The organism is Micromonospora pisi (genome assembly GCF_003633685.1).
GTDB lineage: Bacteria > Actinomycetota > Actinomycetes > Mycobacteriales > Micromonosporaceae > Micromonospora_G > Micromonospora_G pisi.
This window is the reverse complement of sequence record NZ_RBKT01000001.1, coordinates 5,956,379-5,973,041: the sequence shown is the minus strand read 5'-3', so window position 1 is coordinate 5,973,041 and position 16,663 is coordinate 5,956,379. Positions and strand designations below refer to the sequence as shown.

15 protein-coding genes are annotated in these 16,663 nt (G+C 71.2%); 5 read left to right on the top strand and 10 right to left on the bottom strand.

What is annotated here, in order from left to right; all coding sequences use genetic code 11:
* The first annotated feature begins 26 nt into the window (after positions 1–26).
* Both BDK92_RS25610 and BDK92_RS25605 read left to right on the top strand, forming a co-directional pair.
* Positions 27–1,625, top strand: a complete 1,599-nt coding sequence (locus tag BDK92_RS25610) for a phytoene desaturase family protein (RefSeq protein ID WP_121158999.1) — start codon at positions 27–29, stop codon at positions 1,623–1,625.
* A gap of 14 nt (positions 1,626–1,639) precedes the next feature.
* Positions 1,640–2,128, top strand: a complete 489-nt coding sequence (locus BDK92_RS25605; RefSeq protein WP_121158998.1) for a hypothetical protein — start codon at positions 1,640–1,642, stop codon at positions 2,126–2,128.
* A 44-nt stretch (positions 2,129–2,172) separates the two neighbouring features.
* Here the strand turns inward: BDK92_RS25605 and BDK92_RS25600 are convergent, their stop codons facing one another.
* Positions 2,173–3,738, bottom strand: a complete 1,566-nt coding sequence (locus BDK92_RS25600) for a Rieske 2Fe-2S domain-containing protein (protein ID WP_121162570.1) — start codon at positions 3,736–3,738, stop codon at positions 2,173–2,175.
* Between the two features lie 201 nt (positions 3,739–3,939).
* Between BDK92_RS25600 and BDK92_RS25595 the strand changes: the two genes are divergently transcribed.
* Positions 3,940–4,161, top strand: coding sequence for a DUF2631 domain-containing protein (locus tag BDK92_RS25595; protein ID WP_121158997.1), 222 nt, complete (start codon positions 3,940–3,942; stop codon positions 4,159–4,161).
* A gap of 93 nt (positions 4,162–4,254) precedes the next feature.
* Here the strand turns inward: BDK92_RS25595 and BDK92_RS25590 are convergent, their stop codons facing one another.
* From BDK92_RS25590 to BDK92_RS25555, 8 genes are all read right to left on the bottom strand, one after another.
* Positions 4,255–5,589 carry a DivIVA domain-containing protein gene (locus tag BDK92_RS25590; protein WP_121158996.1) on the bottom strand — a complete coding sequence of 445 codons (1,335 nt, stop codon included), beginning with the start codon at positions 5,587–5,589 and terminating at the stop codon, positions 4,255–4,257.
* A gap of 67 nt (positions 5,590–5,656) precedes the next feature.
* Positions 5,657–6,778 (bottom strand): dual-specificity RNA methyltransferase RlmN, encoded by a 1,122-nt coding sequence (gene rlmN / locus BDK92_RS25585; protein WP_425462257.1) that lies wholly within the window; start codon positions 6,776–6,778, stop codon positions 5,657–5,659.
* Between the two features lie 111 nt (positions 6,779–6,889).
* Positions 6,890–8,317, bottom strand: a complete 1,428-nt coding sequence (locus tag BDK92_RS25580; RefSeq protein ID WP_121158994.1) for a phosphatidate cytidylyltransferase — start codon at positions 8,315–8,317, stop codon at positions 6,890–6,892.
* Positions 8,317–8,874 carry a ribosome recycling factor gene (gene frr, locus BDK92_RS25575; protein WP_121158993.1) on the bottom strand — a complete coding sequence of 186 codons (558 nt, stop codon included), beginning with the start codon at positions 8,872–8,874 and terminating at the stop codon, positions 8,317–8,319. Before frr ends, BDK92_RS25580 begins: the two co-directional genes overlap by 1 nt.
* A 110-nt stretch (positions 8,875–8,984) precedes the next feature.
* Entirely contained in the window at positions 8,985–9,752 is a 768-nt protein-coding gene (pyrH, locus tag BDK92_RS25570) for a UMP kinase (RefSeq protein ID WP_121158992.1), read from the bottom strand.
* 179 nt (positions 9,753–9,931) lie between these two features.
* Positions 9,932–10,759, bottom strand: a complete 828-nt coding sequence (gene tsf, locus BDK92_RS25565; protein ID WP_121158991.1) for a translation elongation factor Ts — start codon at positions 10,757–10,759, stop codon at positions 9,932–9,934.
* A 132-nt stretch (positions 10,760–10,891) separates the two neighbouring features.
* Entirely contained in the window at positions 10,892–11,734 is an 843-nt protein-coding gene (gene rpsB, locus BDK92_RS25560) for a 30S ribosomal protein S2 (RefSeq protein WP_121158990.1), read from the bottom strand.
* A 350-nt stretch (positions 11,735–12,084) separates the two neighbouring features.
* Positions 12,085–13,209 carry a hypothetical protein gene (locus BDK92_RS25555; protein WP_121158989.1) on the bottom strand — a complete coding sequence of 375 codons (1,125 nt, stop codon included), beginning with the start codon at positions 13,207–13,209 and terminating at the stop codon, positions 12,085–12,087.
* 206 nt (positions 13,210–13,415) lie between these two features.
* Between BDK92_RS25555 and BDK92_RS25550 the strand changes: the two genes are divergently transcribed.
* Both BDK92_RS25550 and BDK92_RS25545 read left to right on the top strand, forming a co-directional pair.
* Positions 13,416–14,567, top strand: a complete 1,152-nt coding sequence (locus BDK92_RS25550; RefSeq protein WP_121158988.1) for a DUF2332 domain-containing protein — start codon at positions 13,416–13,418, stop codon at positions 14,565–14,567.
* Between the two features lie 137 nt (positions 14,568–14,704).
* Positions 14,705–15,064: a YraN family protein gene (locus BDK92_RS25545; protein WP_121158987.1), complete on the top strand. Its 360-nt coding sequence runs from the start codon at positions 14,705–14,707 to the stop codon at positions 15,062–15,064.
* A 63-nt stretch (positions 15,065–15,127) separates the two neighbouring features.
* Here BDK92_RS25545 and BDK92_RS25540 read toward each other — a convergent pair whose 3' ends face one another.
* Positions 15,128–16,573, bottom strand: a complete 1,446-nt coding sequence (locus tag BDK92_RS25540; RefSeq protein ID WP_121158986.1) for a glycerophosphodiester phosphodiesterase — start codon at positions 16,571–16,573, stop codon at positions 15,128–15,130.
* Between the last annotated feature and the right edge of the window lie 90 nt (positions 16,574–16,663).

Genomic DNA, 16,663 nt, shown 5'->3' with positions numbered 1-16,663 from the left:
CCCGAACCGCACTAGGCTCCCCTGGCATGAGTGCAGAGTTGCCCACGCGCGCGGACGTAGTGATCATCGGCTCCGGTCACAACGGCCTGGTGTCCGCCGTGTTGCTGGCTCGTGCCGGTCTCGACGTGGTGGTGCTGGAGGCCGCCGCGACGCTCGGTGGAGCGACCCGCACCGAACAGCCGTTCGCGAAGGTACCGGGACTGCGCCACTCGACCGGGTCGTACCTCCTGGGGCTGATGCCACCGGAGTTGATCGCCCTGCTGGACGTCAAGATCCCGGTGCTGCGCCGCGACCCGCACTACTTCCTGCCGACCCCGGGCGGCCTCGGCTCGCCGTACCTCCTCTTCGGCAGCGACCGGGAGGCGACCCGGGCCCAGATGGCGTCGGTCTTCTCCGCCGCCGACGTGGCCGCCGACGACGCCATGCAGGCCGAACTCGCCGCGCTCCGCGACGACCTGGCACCGGCCTGGCTGGCCGAACCGCTACCGGTCGAACAGACCGCGCAACGGTACGTCCGACCGGCGCTGCGCGACGCCTTCGTCGACCTGGTCACCGGCTCGGTCGCCGACTACCTGGCCCGGTTCGAGTTCCGGTCGGAACTGCTGGTCTCCATGTACGCCGTCACCGACGGCCTCTCCGGCCTGAACGCCGGCCCGGACGACCCGGGCACCGGCCACAACTTCCTGGTGCACAACATGTGCCGGCTGCCCGGGGCGGACGGCACCTGGATGATCACCGAGGGGGGCATGGGGACCGTCTCCCGGACGTTCGCCGACGCCGCCCGCGCCGCCGGGGCCAGGATCTTCACCGGTACGCCGGTCAGCACGGTCACCCTGGCCGGTGGTACGGCCAGCGGGGTGGCGCTGGCCGACGGGCGGGAGATCGCCGCCGAGGTCGTACTCGGCGCCTGTGACCCGTACCGTCTGATCGATCTGCTCCCCGAGGGCGCGCTGCCGGCGGAGCTCGGCGCCCGGATGGCGGCGGCGCGCCGTACCGGCACCACGCTCAAGCTCAACCTGGCGCTGACCGGGCTGCCCCGCTTCTCCTGCCTGCCGGCGGACGCACCGAGCCCGTTCGGCTCGACCATCCATCTGCTGCCCGGCTCGGCGTCCCTGATCGACGGCGAGGCCGGCGAGTCACCGATGGCCGCGCTGCGGGCGATGTGGGCCGACGTCCAGGCCGGCCGGCTGCCGGCGGAGCCGACCATCGAGTGGTACCTGCACACCACCGTCGACCCGTCCCTGCGCGACCGGGAAGGGCACCACTCGTCGGCGCTCTTCGTGCAGTCCGTGCCGTACGAGCTGACCGGCACCAGCTGGGCCGAGGCGATGCCGTCCTACGTCGACCGGCTGCTGGCGATCTGCGAGCGGTACGCCCCCGGCTGCGCCGACCTGGTCGCCGACGCCGTACCGCTGGCACCGCCCGGCATCGAGGCGCACTTCGGCATCACCGGCGGACACATCCACCACGTCGACAACACGGTCTCGTTCACCGACCGGATGCCGTACGCCACCGGCATCGACGGCGTGTACGCGGGCAGCGCCGGCACCCACCCGGCCGGCAGTGTGATCGGCGCGGCCGGGCACAACGCGGCCCGCCGCATCCTGGCCGACCTCGGCCGCTGACGGCGGGCGAGCCGGTGACGGAGCCCCGGGCCGACGGGTACGACGGGCTGTCCGGTCGGTTCGTCCCCGAGGCCGAGTTCCGGGCGTTCCTGCTGGACTGCCTCGGGATCGACGAACGGGAGCTGTACCTGGGACGCGAGGACCGGTTGGTCGACGACCTGCGGAACGTCCCGGCGGACCGGCTGTTCCCGGCGTTCTGCGTCTACGCCGAGGTACCGGGGCACTTCGCGATGAGGTTCAGCCTCGGCATCGCGGGGTGGCTGGTCGCCCGGGTCGGCCGGCGCGAGTTCTGCCGGCGCTTCGCCACCCGGTTCGACACCTACGTGCTCTACGGCGACGACGAGCCCATGCCGGTCTTCAGCCTGGTCCTGCCCGACGGCAGCCTCCAGTGGGCGGTGCTGGACGAGGAGGACGAGGAGATCCGGCTGCTCACCTCCGCCACCGCGCCGGTCCCGGGACTGCCCGGGGTGCCGGTCGACGGAAGCCTCTGGAACGTGCGCTGAGCTCCGGCCGGGATGCGGGCACCCCGGCCGGGGCACGCGCGGGACTATTCGGCGGCGACCGGAGCGTCGGCGCCGGCCTTGTGGGCCCGGATCTCGTGCCCGACGCTGGTCAGACAGCGGCCGCTGGGCAGGTCGAAGCGCCAGCCGTGCAGCTGGCAGGTGAGCTGGTCGCCGTCGATGATGCCGAACCGGGTCAGGTCGGCCTTCAGGTGCGGGCACCGCCGCTGCACGATCCAGTCACCGAGCTTGACGTCCTCGGCGTCCGGACGCTGCTCGGCGTACCAGCCCTCGGCGTACTGGAGGCGCTCCTCGGAGAGGCACTTGAAGAAGGCGTAGACGAACTCGTTGTACTGGCCGATCCGGGCGGCCGAGAAGCGGCAGGAGAGGAAGAGGGAGTTGACCCAGTCGACCTCTTCGCTGTGCAGCAACTGCTCGATCAGCGCCCGCTCGGTACGGAACCGGTAGCGGACCTTCTCGTCGGCGTACGGCCGGACCTCCTTGCCGGGGAAGTCCACCACGATCGACTCGACCGACTCGCCGTCGTAGCCGACCAGGTCGAACCGGACCGGGCCGCCGACCCCCTTGGCCAGGTAGACCGACTCCTCCAGCAGCGGCTCGATCCGGCGCTTCATGCCCGCGAGCACGTCCACCTCGGGGTGCCGCCAGCTCGCCTTGGCCGCCTCGATCACCGGCCGCTGCCGGGCCTGGTACTCGCGCAGGTGCTCTTCCTTGCGGGCGAAGAACTCCCGTACGTCCGGGACCGGGTGGCTGGTCTCGACGGTCTCCGCGGTGACCTCGGAGACACTGCCGGGCAGCAGGATCACCCCGTTGTCGTAACCGAGCCCGGCGTAGTGGTCGATGAAGACCTGCTGGTCGGGGAAGATGTTGCCCTCGTCGCCGTGGATGTCGTTGAACTGCCACAGGTCGTCGTCGAGGAAGCACGGCGGGCCGGCGATCGGGAAGACCCACGACGCCTTCAGGTCGTCGATGTAGCGGACCGTACGGTCCATCTGCCGGTCGCGCTTCTGCTTGCCGAACGCCGTCTTGGCCGCGTTGGGCAGCTCGTAGACCATCGGGTACCAGATGGCGCCGGAGAACTGGAGCATGTGCGCGTGTACGTGACCGAGCTCGGCGAAGACGCTGAGATCGGTCGGGCGGGCGTCGTTCTGGTTCAGCAGCCGCACCCCGTCGTACTCGACCCAGAGGGAGGAGTCACCGATCGGCCCGTCGGTCGGGCTGGTGAGCGCCTGGATCATCACCTTGAGCCCGCCGTCGAGCTCGACCACCTCGTTGCTGGTGGTACGCAGGAAGCTGGTGAAGCCCAGCTCGCGCAGCTCGTCTTCCAGCTCGGAGGTCGGATACTCGGGCAGCAGGACGGTCGCCTTCTTGGAGATGAACCGCTTCAGGTGCGCCGCGTCGAAGTGGTCCCGGTGCAGGTGGGAGACATAGAGGTAGTCGACCTGGCCGAGGTTCTCCCAGTCGAGCTGTGAATTGTCCGGGAAAGGGAACCACGAAGCGAAGTAGGCCGGATTCACCCATGGATCGCACAGGATGCTGCCTGCGGCCGTGTCGATCCGCATACTGGCGTGTCCCGTACCGGTCACTCGCACCGTGCACTCCTCCAAGCATGAAAACCATGGCGTACGCCCAAACGCTACCGGAGTGTGCGCCGGGGCCGACCCGCGACGCCAGGTTGCCCATCGGCGGCCCCCGGTACGGTCGTCGCGACCAGGCTGGAGACCCTGCGGCGGGGCCGCCGACCGGCGTGCCAGACTGAAGCAGAGATCCGAACGTGAGGGGAAGGACCGAACGTGGCAGGAAGCGAGCCGGTAACGTCGCCCGATCAGCACAAGCCGGGCCACCGCAAGGCGGGCCGGATTGGCGCGATCATCTCCGCGGTGGCGCTGCTCTTGATGTTGATCGGCAACCACGAGGGTGCCACCGAGGACATCTGGCTGATCGGCATCGCGGTGGGACTGCTGGTGATCGTCATCGGCGACGCCGTGCTGCGCCGCAACGGCCTGCGCTCCTGATCGTCGCCGACCGGGAAACCTCGGCGGCGAAGCACCGCCCAAACGAAGATCAGGCCCGCCCCCAGCCGGGGACGGGCCTGATCCGTGTCCTGGTCAGCGGCGGCGCAGGATGTCCTGGACTTCCTTGAGCGCGGCTTCGACCTCTGCCTCGAAGTAACCGCCGGGTACCAGCCCGAACTTCATCAGATCGAGTTCGGCCGGGTTGACCGGCATCGGGCCGCGCCCGGACATGCTCGCCAGGATGCCGTCGAACAACCGGTCGACCTGGTCGGGGTCGTAGCCGCTGCCGAAGCGACGCACCTGGAACGTCCGACGCATGTGGTCGATGCGGGCGATCTCGCCCCCGGGGCCGCCCGGCATCGGCGGCGGACCACCGACCGGCGGGCCACCCATCGGCGGGCCGGCGACCGGAGGGCCACCCATCGGCGGGCCACCCATCGGCGGGCCGGCGACCGGAGGGCCACCCGCCGGGGGGCCACCGAGGCCCGGGCCCGGCCCACGACCACGCAGGTCGCGATCGGGCATCCGGATTTCTGCCGTCATGTCCATTTTGCCGTGCCGGCCGGACTCGAAACCGTCGAAGCGATCCTCGGGCGAGGGGCCGAATCCGCCACCCGGACCAGCGGGACCACGGACGCCACCAGGTCCTCCGGGGCCTCCCGGTGCGCCAGGCGCTCCGGGGCCGCCCGGGCCTCCGGGTCCACCCGGACCGCCCGGTCCACGCGGAGTGTCGTAACCACCGCGCCCGGGTCCGTCGTACCCGCCGCCGGCGCCGCCACCGAACACGCCGGTGGGCTCGTCATACCGGCCGTACGGGTCCGGTGGACCTGCCTGTGCGGGCATTGGCCGCTGCGGCAGTGCCGGCGCACCCGGCGGCAGCGCCCGGTCATCGCGCATCGGCGGACCCATCCGGTCGGGGGGGCCCATCCGATCCGGCGGACCCATACGGTCCGGGGGGCCCATCCGATCGGGAGGGCCCATGCGATCCGGCGGACCCATACGGTCCGGAGGGCCCATACGGTCCGGCGGACCCATGCGATCCGGCGGACCCATACGGTCCGGGGGGCCCATACGGTCCGGGGGGCCCATACGGTCCGGGGGGCCCATGTGATCCGGCGGACCCATACGGTCCGGGGCACCTGCCCGGGCGGGGAGACGGGAGTCCGCTCCCCGGCTGCCGCCGCCGCGCTCCTCCAGCTCGGCGAGCTGTCGCTCTACCCGGTCGAGATGCAGGTCAACCTGCCACTCGTCGTACCCACCGAAACGAACACGGAAGACGACATCATGGACTTCCTGCGAGGCGACGGGCGCGCCAACCGGGGAACCGGCGAGCGTGGACTCGACCCGATCCAGGAAGGTGTCCACCTCGTCGACCTTGTAGCCCCGCCTGAGCGCCTTACGCCGGAAGCGCTGACCCTGACTCGCCACTATGTCTCCTGCTTCGATCGCTCATCACGCAGCCCGGTGCGGCAGCCGGCCCATCCGCTATGTCCACTCATGTGGCCACCTCGGCGGCGGCCAGCTGCCCACATGCCCCGTCGATCTCCCGTCCGCGGGTGTCCCGGACCGTAGTCGACACCCCAGCCTCCCGCAGCCGTCGGACGAACTCCCGCTCTACCGGCTTCGGGCTGGCATCCCAGCGGCTGCCCGGCGTCGGGTTGAGCGGAATGAGATTGACATGTGTCAGCCGTCCGGCCAGGAGCCGGCCCAGCAGGTCGGCTCGCCACGGCTGGTCGTTCACATCTTTGATCATTGCGTATTCGATGGAAACGCGACGTCCCGTGCGATCGGCGTACTCCCATGCCGCGTCCAGAACCTCGGCGACCTTCCACCGCTGGTTGACCGGAACGAGTTCATCGCGCAGATCATCATCGGGCGCGTGCAACGACAACGCAAGAGTCACCGAAAGGTCCTCCCCGGTGAGCCGGCGGATCGCCGGCACCAGACCGACCGTGGAGACGGTGATGTGTCGCTGTGAGAGGCCGAGCCCCTCCGGTGCGGGTGCGCAGAGCCGACGGATCGCCGCGATCACCCGCGAGTAGTTCGCCAGCGGTTCGCCCATGCCCATGAAGACCACGTGCGACAGCCGGGGCGGTGAACCCGCGACCGCTCCGGACGCGGCCACCCCGGCGAGGTACACCGCCTGGTCGACGATCTCGGCGGTGGAGAGGTTACGGGTCAGACCCGCCTGACCCGTGGCGCAGAAGGGGCAGGCCATTCCGCAGCCGGCCTGACTGGAGATGCAGACGGTGACCCGGTCGGGATAGCCCATCAGCACGCTCTCGACCATCGAGCCGTCGTGCAGCCGCCACAGCGCCTTTCGGGTGGCACCGTCGTCGCAGGCCAACTCACGGACCGGGGTCAGCAGGGTCGGCAGGAGCGCGTCGGTGATCCGATCACGCGTCGCGGCCGGCAGATCGGTCATCTGCGCCGGGTCGCGTACCAGCCGACCGAAGTAGTGGGTGGAGACCTGCCGGGCACGGAAGGCGGGCTCGCCCAGCTCCGCGACCAAGGCCTGCCGGTCAGGCAGGGCGAGATCGGCGAGGTGGCGCGGCGGCATCGACGCACGCGCGGGCTTCCCGGCCGCGCTCGACGCGTCCGGACTGATTTGGATCATGGGCAGGCTCGTCATGGCCTGTCCAGTCTCCCACGCCGACGAAAGGACGCACCTGGCCGAGGGGTCCGAACCCGGGGGTGATCCCGGTGAGCTTGACGACGTCGGGACATCTCAGCCGACCGGCACCAGGATCGTCAGCAGGAGATAAGCGACCGGTACGGCGAACAACACCGAATCCAACCGGTCCATCAGGCCGCCATGTCCCGGCAGCAGATTGCTCATGTCCTTCACACCCAGGTCGCGTTTGATCATCGATTCCCCGAGGTCCCCGAGGACCGAGGCGCCGGAGACCGCCACCCCGAACAGCGCCCCCCAGAGCGGGTCCACGTCGAGCAGGAGCGCGAGCAGCAGCGCACTGCCACCGGCTGCCGCCAGCACCGAGCCGGCAAAGCCCTCCCAGGACTTCTTCGGGCTCACCGAGGGGGCCATCGGATGCTTGCCGAAGAGGACACCGGCGGCGTACCCACCGGTGTCGGAGAGCACCACCGCGACGATCGTCACCACCACCCGGAGATGCCCGTCCGAGGGCTCGGCGGCGAGCAGTGCGGCAAAGCCGCCGAGGAACGGAACGTACACCGCGATCAGGGTGGCCGCGGTCATGTCCCGCTGGTAGCCCGCCGGCCCGTCCCCGAGCCGCCAGACCATGGTCGCCAGCACCGTGACCAGCAGTCCGAGGCTCAGCGCGTCCAGCCCGGCCCAGCCGGCCAGCCCGACCATCAGCACCCCGCCGAACACCAGCGGCACCAACGGCGGCCGGGCGCCGCTGCGGCGTACCGCCTGGGTCATCTCCCAGATGCCGACCCCCACCGCGGCCGCCACCACCAGCATGAAGACCGGCGGGTACAGGAAGAGCGGAACCACGACCGCGGCGCCGAGTGCGAGCCCGACCCCGATCGCGGCCGGCAGGTTGCGCCCGGCCCGGCTGGTCGCCGGCAGGGTGGCGGGGCGGCCACGGCCGGCGCGACGTCGTCCGGTCCGGGGACGAGGCCCGTCCGGCTCGACCTCCTCCGGGTCCGGTACGTCCATGCCTTCGGATACCCCGCCCGAGCCCGAATGACCGACCTCGACGTGGTCGGGCCGGGTGCGGGCGGAGTCGGCCGGACCGGGGCGCCACTGGTTCGCGGTGTCGGCGACCATCAGGTCCGGCTGGTCCATGCCCCGGATCGGGGCCCAGCCCACCGGGTCGGTCAGCCCGTCGGGCGTGCCGTCCGGGCGGTCACCGCCGGGATAGCCGAACTCCCGCTCGTCCGGCTGGTACGGGTGGGCGTCGGGCCGGTACGGGTGGGCGTCGGAGCTCTCCGGTCCGGCGTACGGGGCGGGTCCGCCCGGGTAGCCGTCCCGACGGGCCGCCCCGTCACCGTGCCGGTATCCGGACACGGGTGCATAACCCGGCGTATCGGCAAAGGCCTCGGGCGCGGCACCGGTGTGCCGCGCCCGGGGTCGAGGCTCCTCGTGAGCATCCGGCCAGTACGGACCCGCTGGTCCGTCCTGACGCTGCCAGCCCTGGGACTCGCCGCCGTTGGGGTCGAGGTAGGACATCAGACCTCGAGCAGCTCGGCTTCCTTGTGTTTGACCAGTTCGTCGACGTGCGTGGAGTACTTGTGGGTGAGGTCGTCCAGCTCCTTCTCGGCGCGACGTCCCTCGTCCTCGCCCGCCTCGCCGTCCTTGACGATCCGGTCGAGCTCTTCCTTGCCCCGGCGGCGGATGTTGCGGATCGCCACCTTGGCTTCCTCGCCCTTGCCACGAGCGACCTTGATCATTTCCCGCCGCCGTTCCTCGGTCATCTGCGGCAGCAGGATGCGGAGCTGGTTGCCCTCGTTGTTCGGGTTGACACCGAGGTCCGAGTCCCGGATCGCCTTCTCCATCGCCTGGAGCTGCGAAGCGTCGTACGGCTTGATGATCGCCATCCGGGGCTCCGGTACGCCGACCGAGGCCATCTGGGTCAGCGGCGTGGGCGAGCCGTAGTAGTCGATGATGATCTTGGAGAACATGGCCGGGGTGGCTCGCCCGGTGCGGATCGCACCGAACTCCTCCTTGGCGTGCTCGACAGCACGTTCCATTTTTTCCTCGGCCTCGAGGAGAGTGTCGTCGATCACCTGCTCCCTCGCCTCCCTCTACTCAGTCGTAGGTCGTCTGTTCATGCCCGGCTCACGCCGTGCCCCGCCGGTCCGTCACGGCTACGCCGTGCCCCGCCGGTCCGTCACGGCTACGCCGTGATCAAGGTCCCGATCCGGTCGCCGCCAACGGCGCGGATGATGGTGTCGTCGCCCTCGGCCCCGAAGACCAGCATCGGCAGGCCGTTCTCCTCGCAGAGGCTGAACGCGGCGGCGTCGGCGACCCGCAGCCCGCGCCGCAGCACCTCCGAGAAGGTGATCTTGTCAAGCTTGCTCGCGGTCGGGTCGGTACGCGGATCCGCGGTGTAGACCCCGTCCACGCCGTTCTTGCTCATCAACACCACGTCGGCACGAATCTCCAGCGCCCGCTGGGCGGCGACGGTGTCGGTGGAGAAGTACGGCATCCCGGCGCCCGCGCCGAAGATCACCACACGGCCCTTCTCCAGGTGCCGGATGGCCCGCAACGGAATGTACGGCTCAGCCACCTGGGCCATCGTGATCGCGCTCTGCACCCGCGTCTCGATGCCCTCCTTCTCCAGGAAGTCCTGCAACGCGAGGCAGTTCATCACGGTGCCGAGCATGCCCATGTAGTCGGCCCGGGCCCGGTCCATGCCCCGCTTCTGCAACTCCGCGCCACGGAAGAAGTTACCGCCGCCGACCACCACCGATACCTGCACGCCACGGCGTACGACGGTCGCGATCTGCCGGGCGATGGCCTGGACCACGTCGGGGTCGACCCCGATCGCCCCGCCACCGAAGACCTCACCGGAGAGTTTGAGCACCACCCGCCGGGACCGGCCGGGCGGCGGCGCCGTCGGATCATCTTCCGCGAGGCTCCGCTCACCAACCACCTGCGTCATCCGACCCGCCTCTCTTCCGCGGACATCCCGCCCGCTGCCCCGCCGCACCTGCCGCTGCCGACCCTATGTGACGAGGAGGCCGCGGTGCCCTTCATGTACACCGGCGGCCTCCTCGTGGTTGTCCTTCAGTCCCCGCACCACCCGGCCCGGACAGTGCCGGACCGGGTACGGGGATCCGCTCAGGCCTGGCCGACCTCGAAGCGGACGAAGCGGGTCACGGTGATGCCCGCCTCGGCGAGCACCTGCTTGACCGTCTTCTTGTTGTCCGTCACCGAGGACTGCTCCAGCAGGACGTAGTCCTTGAAGAAGCCGTTCACCCGACCCTCGATGATCTTCGGCAGGGCCGCCTCCGGCTTGCCTTCCTCGCGGGCGGTCTGCTCGGCGATACGCCGCTCGGACTCGACCTGCTCGGCCGGCACCTCGTCGCGGGTGACGAACTTCGGCCGCATCGCGGCGATCTGCATCGCCGCGGCACGCGCGTCCGCGTCGGCCGCCTCGTCCGACTTGCCGGTGTACTCCACCATCACGCCCACGGCCGGCGGCAGGTCCTGCGCCTTGCGGTGCATGTAGACGGCGATGGTGCCCTCGAGCACGGTGAAGCGGTTGAGCACCAGCTTCTCGCCGATCTTCGCCGACTGCTCCTGGATCAGGTCGGCAACGGTACGGCCGTCGAGCGTCGAGGCGAGCAGCGCCTCGGCGTCGGTCACGCCGGACTTCGCGCCGTGCTCGACGAGCTGCTGGGCCAGGGCGATGAAGTCCTCGGTCTTGGCGACGAAGTCGGTCTCGCAGTTGAGCTCGAGCAGCGCGTTGCCGTGGTGCGCGACCAGGCCGTTCGCGGCGGTACGGCCGGCCCGCTTGCCGACGTCCTTGGCGCCCTTGATACGCAGCAGCTCGATGGCCTTGTCGAAGTCGCCCTCAGCCTCGGTGAGCGCCTTCTTGGAGTCCATCATGCCGGCGCCGGTGAGGTCGCGGAGCCGCTTGACATCCGCAGCGGTGAATTCTGACATGACTCTCTCTTCGATGATTGGGACTTCGATGGATGGTCTGCTACGGGGTTACCCGGATCCGGGCACGTGGAGTCCCCGTTTGCGCTCGGGTCCGCCGGCCGCGCTGCGCGGCCGGCCGACCCGGCGACTGGATCACTCCGCGGCAGCAGCCGCGGGCTCCGCGGCCTTCTCCGAGTCAGCCTTCTTCTCGGTGTCCTCGATCAGCTCGCGCTCCCACTCGGCGAGCGGCTCGTCAGCGGCCACCACACCCGGCTCCGGCTTCTCGTCGGTGCCGCGCGACTTGCCCGAGCGGGCGATCAGGCCGTCGCCGACCGCGGCCGCGATGACCCTGGTCAGCAGCTCGGCGGAACGGATCGCGTCGTCGTTACCCGGGATCGGGAAGTCGACCTCGTCCGGGTCGCAGTTGGTGTCGAGCACGGCGATCACCGGGATGCCCAGCTTGCGGGCCTCGTCGACGGCGATGTGCTCCTTCTTGGTGTCGACGACCCAGATCGCCGCCGGCACCTTCTGCATGTCCCGCAGACCACCCAGCGTGCGGGTGAGCTTGATCTTCTCGCGGGAGAGCTGCAGGGTCTCCTTCTTGGTGTAGCCCGCCGCGGTGCCGGAGAGGTCGCCGAGCGCCTCCAGCTCCTTCATCCGCTGCAGCCGCTTGTAGACCGTCTGGAAGTTGGTCAGCATGCCACCGAGCCAGCGGTGGTTGACGTACGGCTGGCCGACCCGGGTCGCCTGCTCGGCGATGGCCTCCTGGGCCTGCTTCTTGGTGCCGACGAAGAGGATGCTGCCGCCCTCGGCGACGGTACGGCGGACGAACTCGTAAGCCGTCTCGATGTACTCGAGCGTCTGACGCAGGTCGATGATGTAGATGCCGTTGCGCTCGGTGAAAATGAAGCGCTTCATCTTCGGGTTCCAGCGGCGGGTCTGGTGCCCGAAGTGGACACCGCTCTCCAGCAGCTGGCGCATGGTCACTACGGCCATGGTGGGGTGCTCCTTCGATATCCCTGGTTGTTCCGCCGGGCCTGGCGGCCTGGCGTCCTGGCGCCTGATCGCCGGCCATGGTGGGCCCAATCAAGATCGGGACCAGGGGGCCGCCGTTCCACGGGCAACCGTGGAAAGGGCGCGCGAGGTCGACCGCACGGGCGGTCGCCAGTTGCCAAGTGTACGCCCCGCGCCCCCCGCCCCCGCACAACCCCGGCAGCCGGCCGGCTCGCCAGCGGGGACGAGGGTTCACGTACGGGACGATCGGTACGTCACCGGACGGCACGGCGCCGATCACCCGACGCCCCCGCCCCGGTGATCCGCGCCGACGCCGCTGCGCCAGTCGCCGCTCAGCCGGCGCCGAGCGCCGCCGCGACGAAGAGCACCAGCCCGATGGTGAGGTACGCGGTGGGCGGGCGGAGCCAGACCCGGCCCGGGTCGCCGATGGCCGCTCCCCCGGTGAGCAGCGCGTAGAGCCCGGCCGCGAAGGTCGGCAGCCCGAACGCGAGGAATGTCCCGGAGACCACCCCGTTGGGCGAGACCGGCCCGCCGATCGCGCCGTCCAGCAGCATCCGGAGTGCCGGGACCTCCAGGACCACCACCAGCACGGCGAAGAGCAGGGCGACCGCCGGCCGACGGGTCCGGTACACCCCGTCACCGGCCGGACCGGTGCCGCCGCGACGCGGGCCCTCGGCCGGCTCGCCGTACAGGCCGCCGCCGGGTGGTTCCGCACCGAAGGGCAGCTCGGCGGCGGGTGCGGGACGTCCGGCCGGAGCGCCGAGCATGGTGATCGGACCGGTCGGCATCTGCAGCGGCCCGGCCACCACCTCGACCGGAGCCGCCTCCTCCTCGCCGGTGCGGCCCGCGCCCACGATCGGGTAGCCGCCCAGCGGCGAACGCTCACCGCCGGCCATCGTCCGGGCCGCGTCGGCGCTCCGCTCGCCTTCGTCCGGGGCCTGCGCCAACCGCCCGGTGGCGTCGGTCCGTACGCCGTCTGATCCGGACCGGCCGCCGTCGCCCGGATCGCCGCCCCGGTCCTCCGGATCACGGCCGCCGCCCGGCCGGACCCGGATCGCGTCGAGCGGGTCGCGGCGCAGGTCCAACGGCTCGGTGTAGCGCTCGGTGCCGGCGTACCGGTCCGGCTCGTTGCGGAACCGGTCGGGTTCCGTACGGAAACGGTCTGACTCGCCGCGGAACCGGTCCTGCTCGCCGGTGAAGCGACCGGACCCGGCCGCGAAGCGGTCCGCGTCGGTGGGGAAGCGGTCCGGCTCGACCGCATACCGGTCGGTGGTCGGATCGGCGGTGGCGGCATGCCTGGTTCCCCCGGGCGGCTCGGCCCGCGACCCGGCGTCGGGGTAGCCGTCCGGCTGGTGGGGCCGGTCCGTCGCCCGCCAGTCCGGCTCGGGATATCCGCGCTCGCCGGCGTACCAGCGTGGCTGCTCCTGGTCCTCGGGGAAGTTGCGTTGTCCGTCCACGAACGGGCACCGTATGCGACCCGCCCGGGCAGCGCCAATCAGTTGACCTTGATGCCCGGCTTGTCGCTGGCTTCCGCGTTCGCGCCCGCGAAGCCGCATTTCACCCGTCTGGCGAAGATCCGATTCGACCGTTCCGAGCGGATGCGGACAGAGGTGCGTGACGGAGGTCGCTGCGCCGCGCCAACGGTCGGCGGACCATCTCCGATATGACGGTCACCGAGAGGTACGCGCTCGCGGAGATGTTCCGCCAGTTCGCACGGCAGGAGTTCCGTGGCGTCTCACCCCGGTACGAGTACCTCTCCGAGCTTCTCGCCGAACGACCGGACCTCTCCGGGCCGCTGCTCGCCGCCGCACCCGGCCAGCGCCGCGCGATCCTCTACTTCGCCGCCGTGCAGTACCTGCTCCGCACCACCGCCGCCGGGCACCCGCTCGGCGCGTACCTGCCGACGCTCGGCGGCAGCCGCGATCTGGACGACGGTCTGGGCACCGCGCTGACCGACCTGGCCACCGGCTACCGCGCCGAACTGACCGAACTCTGCGCGACCCGTACCACCCAGACCAACGAGGCCCGGCGGGCCGCCGGACTCCGGACCGGTTTCGGCCGGGCCGCCGGGTACGCGCAGGGGCGCCCGCTGCACCTGGTCGAACTCGGCACCAGCGCCGGGCTGCTGCTGATCGCCGACCGGTACGCCTGCCGGTACGTCGGGCCGGACGGCCGGACCGAGACGTACGGACCGGCCGGGGCGGCGGAGGAGCTGACCATGACGGTGCGGTTGCGGGGTCCGGGCTGGCCCGCGCCGGCCGCCGCCGAGCTGACCGTGGCCGACCGGGTCGGCATCGACCTCTCCCCGATCGACGCCGCCGACCCGGCCGCGACCGACTGGTTGCGGGCCTGCATCTGGCCGGAGCAGACCGAGCGGTTGACCCGGTTGGAGGCGGCGCTCGCCGAGGTGGCCCGGGTCCGGCCCCGCCTGGTCGCCGGTGACATGGTGCGTACGTTGCCGGCGCTGCTCGCCGAGGTCGACCCGGGGGCGGTGCCGGTGGTCTTCGCCTCGATGGCGCTGACGTACCTCGACCGGGCCGACCGTCGCCGGCTGACCGCGGTGCTCGCCGAGGTCGGCGCCACGCGCGACCTGACCGTGGTGCTCAGCGAGGCGTCGGCGGCCGGCGCCGAACTCTTCCTGGACGGCCGGCCGACCGCTGCCGCGCCGCCGGGCGTGATCGGCGCCGCGCTGCTCACCGTCGTCTCGTGGCGCGGTGGTCGGGCCGACGTCGAGGTGCTGGGCCGCACCGACGGGCACGGCAGCTGGCTGGAATGGAACCCCGCCCGGTACGCCTACGCGCCTCCCCCGGCGTAACGGCGACACTCGGAGCGGTCCGGCTCGCCATAACACGACCCCGGCTTGATCGTCCGACTGTCCACAGGCGGCCCCGTCGTCCACACCCCCGCCGTCACGGGCGGCCCCCGCGCACCCGTCCGGCCACCCTCGATCGCATGACGAGAGAACGGAAGGCGGTCGGCGCGTACGGCGAGCGGTGTGCCGTACGGCACCTGCTGGCGGCCGGGCTGCGGGTGGTGGACCGGAACTGGCGCGGCCCCTCGGGGGAGATCGACATCGTCGCCTGGGACGGGGCGGTGCTCGTCTTCTGCGAGGTGAAGACCAGACGCGGCGTCGCCTTCGGTCCACCGGCCGAGGCGGTGGTGCCGGCCAAGGCGCGCCGGTTGCGGCGGCTGGCGGCGCAGTGGCTGGACCAGCACCCTGCCCACCCGGACGAGGTGCGCTTCGACGTGGTCTCGGTGTTCGCGCCAGCGCGCGGCGCCGCCCGGGTCGAGCACCTCAGGGCCGCGTTCTAGGCCGCCGCTGCCGCGCGGGCCGGCCGGGTTCCCGCACCGGCCGGCCCGGTCCCTTTCCGTCGGTCAGCCGAGGTTCGCGGCGTTCCAGTCGACGAGTTCCGGGGAGCGGTTGGTGATGACGCCGTCAACCCCGAGCGTCTTGAGCTGCTGCCACTGGCTCGCGGAGTCGACCGTCCAGACCATCAGCGCCACCCCGGCGGTGTGCAGGCTGGCGATGACCGCCGGTCGGGCGGTCAGCGCGGCCACCGCCGGGTTGTACGCGGTCAGGTGGTACTGCCGGGCGACCGCGACCGGGTCGGCGTCGAGGGTGCTGCGCAGCAGACCGAGCGGGATCTCCGGAGCCAGTTCGTAGCTGTACTTGAGCGCGTTCGTCTCGAAGCTCTGGATGAAGACCCGGCCGGTCATCTGCTCCGCCCGGACGATGTCGATGATCCTGCCAACCTCGGCCTTGGTGTGCGCGCCCTTGATCTCCAGGAGCAGCCTGCCGCCCCGGGTACGCAGGTCGGCCAGTTGCTCGGCGAGCGTCGGGATGCGTACGCCGACGAACGCGGGGCCGAACCACGAACCCGCGTCGAGCTGCTTGAGCTGGGTCGAGGTGAGGTTACGGATCGCACCGGTGCCGTTGGTGGTCCGGTCGACCGTGCTGTCGTGCAGCACGAACGGCACGCCGTCCTTGCTCGGCTGAACGTCGTTCTCGATCCAGTCGGCGCCGTTGCTCCGCGCGATGTCCTGCGCGACGAGGGTGTTCTCCGGCGCGACGGCGGAGGCGCCCCGGTGGGCGATGACGGTGAGCGGTGCGCCGACCGGCCGGATGTACGGGCTCGGCGCCAGCTCGGTGACCTTGACGTTGTCGAACGAGACCGTGGCCCCGTTGACGATCAGGGCCTGCGTCCCACCGGTCGAACGCTGCAGGCTGCTGGTACGCAGCACCTCCCGGCCCGCGAAGAACCACCGCGCGTTGATGCCGTGCACCTCGGCGGCGATGCTGACGTCGCGACCGGTGCCGGCGGCCGACGGGGCCGCGGCGGTGTTCGTCACGTTCCAGCTGTTGGCGGTGGTGAGCTGGGCGAACTCGATCCCGTTCGAAGCGGTGCTGCCGCTGCGCAGGGTGGCGATCCACCAGGGCGGGGTGCCGGCGGCGGGTACGTCGAGCCCGAGCGCGGTCCAGCGGGTCGCCTCGGTGACGGACTCGAACCGGACGGTCGCCTCGAACCGGAAGTCGTTCAGGTGCCGACCGAAGGTGATCTTGTTGGAGCCGCTGGCGGCGGCCCCGTACAGCCGGCCGTTCTTGACCGTCCAGCTGCCGTCGACGGCCCGCCAGCCGGCGGGCAGGCCGCCGGTGTCGAAGTTCGCCGAGACGATCACGCTGCCCGGTGCCGCGGCGGCGGGTGTGGTGGCATCGACGGCGGTGAGGGTGCCGACCGTCGCGGTCAGGGCCAGCAGTCCGACGACGGCCCGGCCCGGGGTGGTGGCACGGGCGCGTCCGGCGCCGAATCGAGTGAAGACCATGATTGGGGACGTTAGGTCCGAGCGGGGAACAGCCGGGCGGAAACCAGTTACCGGTACGGAAATCAGGGATGTACGGCTCATCCCGCCCGG

Bases quoted from the DNA above. Each gene is read 5' to 3' on its own strand.
- BDK92_RS25580 (WP_121158994.1), bottom strand. From the start codon at position 8,317: ATGTCCTACCTCGACCCCAACGGCGGCGAGTCCCAGGGCTGGCAGCGT.
- rpsB (WP_121158990.1), bottom strand. From the start codon at position 11,734: ATGGCCGTAGTGACCATGCGCCAGCTGCTGGAGAGCGGTGTCCACTTC.
- BDK92_RS25540 (WP_121158986.1), bottom strand. From the start codon at position 16,573: ATGGTCTTCACTCGATTCGGCGCCGGACGCGCCCGTGCCACCACCCCG.
- rlmN (WP_425462257.1), bottom strand. From the start codon at position 6,778: ATGATCCAAATCAGTCCGGACGCGTCGAGCGCGGCCGGGAAGCCCGCG.
- BDK92_RS25550 (WP_121158988.1), top strand. From the start codon at position 13,416: ATGACGGTCACCGAGAGGTACGCGCTCGCGGAGATGTTCCGCCAGTTC.
- tsf (WP_121158991.1), bottom strand. From the start codon at position 10,759: ATGTCAGAATTCACCGCTGCGGATGTCAAGCGGCTCCGCGACCTCACC.
- pyrH (WP_121158992.1), bottom strand. From the start codon at position 9,752: ATGACGCAGGTGGTTGGTGAGCGGAGCCTCGCGGAAGATGATCCGACG.
- BDK92_RS25610 (WP_121158999.1), top strand. From the start codon at position 27: ATGAGTGCAGAGTTGCCCACGCGCGCGGACGTAGTGATCATCGGCTCC.
- BDK92_RS25545 (WP_121158987.1), top strand. From the start codon at position 14,705: ATGACGAGAGAACGGAAGGCGGTCGGCGCGTACGGCGAGCGGTGTGCC.